General features: G+C 59.7%; 3 protein-coding genes and 1 tRNA gene. 1 reads left to right on the top strand and 3 read right to left on the bottom strand.

Annotated elements, in window-relative coordinates; translation table 11 throughout:
• Window positions 1–147: 147 nt before the first annotated feature.
• Window positions 148–224 (top strand) — tRNA-Arg (locus tag FJ426_RS31175).
• Window positions 225–442: 218 nt separating this feature from the next.
• Here FJ426_RS31175 and FJ426_RS31170 read toward each other — a convergent pair.
• The 3 genes from FJ426_RS31170 to FJ426_RS31645 all read right to left on the bottom strand — a co-directional run.
• Window positions 443–2224 (bottom strand): hypothetical protein, encoded by a 1782-nt coding sequence (locus FJ426_RS31170; RefSeq protein WP_140525778.1) that lies wholly within the window; start codon window positions 2222–2224, stop codon window positions 443–445.
• A gap of 368 nt (window positions 2225–2592) precedes the next feature.
• A complete protein-coding gene (locus FJ426_RS31165; protein ID WP_140825710.1) occupies window positions 2593–3732 on the bottom strand; it encodes a helix-turn-helix transcriptional regulator in 1140 nt (379 codons plus the stop codon).
• Between the two features lie 204 nt (window positions 3733–3936).
• Window positions 3937–4158 (bottom strand): hypothetical protein (locus tag FJ426_RS31645; protein WP_210242345.1); only part of this gene is annotated, 222 nt, incomplete at its 5' end.

Below are 4158 nucleotides of genomic sequence, written 5' to 3'. Positions count from 1 at the left end.
GTCCGCTTCATCCCCAGCCTCCATTCGCTGGCGATAAAACCGGACAACTCACGTGCTACCTAATCCGGACAACTCATCTGCTTACGACATTGTGTTCGGCCCGCCCCTTGGCGAAACGATCGGAAGCGGCTATGTGTCGGGCCGCGTGGTCCCGTAGCTCAGTAGGATAGAGCGGCAGATTCCTAATCTGTAGGTCACAGGTTCGATTCCTGTCGGGATCACCACGTTTTGCTGCTTAAGCCGGATACTGTCGGACCTGAATCGGACTGAAACCAGAGCCGATCACCGGGGTCGCATCGGTCATCTGTACGGAACCTGCATGCGGATTTCTACCCTTCGAATAACGTCAGAAAAGCGCTTGCAGACGTTCCGACAAATCGGAAATTGGGTGATTGGTTGGAGCCCGGTCGACGGACCGCAGCGGTCCCGTCCGGGATGAGGTTCAGAGCCGTTCCAGCGTCAGCATGCCCGGATCGCCCTTCCAGGCTTTGGAAAGTTCGTCCGCGGCTTTCGTTGCGGCGGCAGTATCGCCTTGGGCCTCCGCCGCCTGCTGCAGCCCGAACAGTGCCCAGGCGCTGCTGCGTGCGCGGTGGAGCGCCGCCACAAACTCCTTCGCCGCGTCCGCCGGCTGACCGTTCTTGAGGAGGGCGGCACCGAGGGACTGCCGCACGGGATAATACCAGTACGGAGGCTCCATGTAGGGGATCGTGTCCTCCGTTTCGACCGCTTTCTTCCAGAAGGCTATCGAGCCGCCGACGTCATTCTCGGCCTGCGCAGCGCGGGCACGTACGACATCTTCGGCCACTTGCAGGACCGACAATGCCGGGATTCCCCAGGCATCGTGCACCGACCAGTCGGTTTCCTGAGCGATCTTGTGGATGGCGTCCGCCTCGACTCGCGCGCCCGAGGCGTCCTTCTTCTCGGCCAGGGCGACGCCGCGCGCATAGTGCCACATCGATGTGATGTAAGGCGGCGCGCCGGCCGGCTCGGCCTTAGCCAGGATCGCATCCGGTTCGGCATATTGCGCCCAGGCGAAATACGGAGCTGCCTTCACCGGCTGCACGATCGGTATTGCCGTGGCCACCTCGTTAGTCAGAAACTTGTCCAGCTTCTCAGCCTCTGCAAGCACCGTCTTCGAGTCACCGAGGAGCTGGGCCGAAACCAATACGAAGTGCACGTTGTGGGAATAGTAGCCGAGCGGATAGACACCGGTAGCGCCGGTTTCGGCGAGATAGGTCTCGTCCACTTTCGAGGCAGCTTCGTTGGACTTCAGCGAATCCGTGTAGCGGCCGACGCGATAGTAGATGTGGCTCGGCATATGGACGATGTGTCCGGCCCCCGGCATCAGCGCTGCTAGCCGGTCCGCGTAGGGCTCGGCGCGCTCCGGACGATCCGAGGCCTCAACAAGATGAATGTAGAGGTGAATAGCCATCGGATTGTCGGGCTTCCTGGCGAGAACGCCTTCCAGCCGCCTCTGGATGTCGGCGGTGCGGCCCTTGGGTTCCTTGCCGCCCGGCTGCCAATAGTCCCAAGGCTGCGTGTCCATGCCGGCCTCTGCGGCCAGCACAGCGAGTTCGAGATCGTCAGGATATTTGTCGGAAAGCGCCGCAGTTGCATCGGCGAAGGCGGCGTTCAGGGTGTTTCGATCGGCCTTGGGATCTTCGGAATACCGCGTGGCGACCGCCTCGATCAGTCCCCGCTCCTTCTCGGTGGCACCGGATGAAAGCGCCTGCGCCTTTCGAAGAGCAGTGATCGCTGGTGCATTTGCGGTGGGATCCATCGGCACGTTGATGTTCGGGCCCAGGACCAGTGCCTCGCCGAGGAAGCACATCGCACAGTCGGGATCGAGGCTTTGTGCCTTGCGGAAGGCGCGTCGCGCCTCCGCGTGATTGAAGTTGGTGGCGAACCGCAGCCCCTGGTCAAAGTATTTTTGGGCATCGGCGCTCTTTGTGCTGATCGGATAGCTCAGGGAGCCCAGGTCATCCCACAATGGCGGCTGGGCCTCCTCGTAGGCCTTCAAGTCTTGCGGGGCCAGTGATTGGCCGGCAGCGGCCAGAGCGACGCAGTGTGTGATGTCGAGTTCCCCCGGCAACGATACTCTTGGCGCCGCAAGCTGCGACTGCAACGGACTGTCCGCGGCGTAAGCAATGGCAGCACCTGTGCCGAAACTCATTAAGGCAATAGCTGTCCATCCTGCACTTGGCAGGCAAGCACGCAGTTTCATCTGAACCTCCTGGCGTTCGGTACGATCGGCAAGCTCCGATCAGCCCTGTCTTTCCAATTCTCGATCGGAGGTGCGGGCGTTGATGATCCGCCTCGCGCCGCCGTTTGGCAATATATTTCCTACTGCTAATGTAATAGCGGACGCGATGTTTTCTGCTCACCTCTTCGGCCCGAAGGCACTAGTCGGACATCAGAGGGATTCAGGCACGCACCGTTGCAAAAACCAAATATCGTCTGACCGCCCGCCCCGCTTGAGACGTATCGGATCGAGACCGGCGCCTGTTGTTGTGAAGTGCCACGGCCCCGATTCAGCGCAGAGTGCAACCCTTGGACCGTCAGGGCTTCACCCGAACGGGTGACACCGCGACTTCAATGCGTGGAGGACCCTTGGTATCGGGACAGGAGCTTCGCGAGTTCCGCCTGACTTCCGGTGCTTGTTTTCGAGAATATTGCACGGAGCTGGGTTCTGGCGGTTTCACGGCCAATTCCCAGGGCAGAGCTTGCCGCGCCGATACCTCGGCCATCGGCAAGGCGGCAGGCCAGCCGCGTTTCGGCTGCTGTTAGTTGAAAGGCGTGCCTTATCAGTTGCTTGGGTAGCGCCGGTTCGGCCACAAGATCGGTAAAATAGAGGAGCCCGTCTCCGCCGTTAAAGAGGTCATGGACGAACGAGGTCATCGGAATGGCTTCAGCAAGAAGCCATGGCGAACCCTCGCGAGCAATCAAAACGGGCTCCCCGTCGCTCAAGTGGCCGCATTGGCTGACCACGCCTGCGATCAATTTCTGCAAGCGTGAATCACTGGGCCGATCTGCCGCCCGCAGACGACCACCGTGGATAACGAGGCCAGTACCAAGCAGAGCTTCCGCGTGTTTATTGTAGCGGGTGACGCGGCCTCGGCAATTCAGCAACAGCGCTGCGCTTCCCATCCGATCCAGAATGGCCAGGTTCGGTTCGACTGCCGTTTCCCAAACCTTTTCCGCAGCACTGATGATGCGAACCATCGACGGAACGATCGCCAAGAAATCCTCGGCTTCATTCCGGTAGAATGGCCCCTTATGAGCGTCACGAAACATCGAGAGCATCCACCTTCGATCCTTCACCATGAAGTCTATTGCAGCCCACCATTCCCGGTCGCCTGGACGCGCGATTTCTTGGTAATAAGGGAGAACCTCGCGCTCATCACGAGTGGTGATCTCATCCTCGACAACGAAGCTGTCTGTCAGTTTTGCCAACCTCTTGCGCGGTCTACGTTCATGCGGATCGGGAGCACCTTCGATTCTTTCGATCCAAAGGGCGGCGAATTCGGCATGTTCGGTCGAATCGGGTCTGAGCGCGGTCGGCGATCGCTGATCGCTACGAAACGGGTGAGTTGGATCGCAGGTGCGGATAACGCAACTTGTGGCTCCCAGGGAGTGGGCCAGCATTTGAAGCGCTGCGGGCCACTGCCTAAACTCGAACGCGGCGTCGTAGCAAGCCTCGATCGCAGCGGCAATGTTCCGATTGTCGGACATAGGATTTGCGTCGCGATCCCGGTTTCTCGCCCTTTTTCTCCTCATGGCCCGTCGACGGCCCTCCAGCTACAGGCCCCGCAACCGGCTCGGGCCAGGGATGTTTATTTCCCGCGGCCATGCTCGACAGACGGTCAGCTGAGGACCTATCGTCAGACTGACGCATCGAATGAGAGATAGCTACATTAGCATAATAGCCACGCAACTTCACCGATGCTTCTCGACGAAATCTCTGCACGCAGGTGAAAGCCGTTCGATCTGGCTTTCAAGGTCGCATTTACCCATCGGTTTCGTCGGGCAAAACCGTGCGTAGTCGCGGCGACATCCCTTGCCTTCGAAAATTTTGAAAGATCTTACCTGCGTAGGGTTTGTTGCGTTGACTGAACTGGGTATCAGCCCGGTTTCGATCTCCATCGCACCGTCACGACT

The sequence above is a fragment of the Mesorhizobium sp. B2-6-4 genome, from assembly GCF_006441495.1.
Lineage (GTDB): Bacteria > Pseudomonadota > Alphaproteobacteria > Rhizobiales > Rhizobiaceae > Mesorhizobium.
The sequence above is the reverse complement of the archived record's forward strand: the minus strand, read 5'-3'. Positions and strand labels throughout refer to the sequence as shown.

Coding starts and splice junctions, on each gene's coding strand:
- FJ426_RS31170 (WP_140525778.1), bottom strand. CDS start 2,224: ATGAAACTGCGTGCTTGCCTGCCAAGTGCAGGATGGACAGCTATTGCC.
- FJ426_RS31165 (WP_140825710.1), bottom strand. CDS start 3,732: ATGTCCGACAATCGGAACATTGCCGCTGCGATCGAGGCTTGCTACGAC.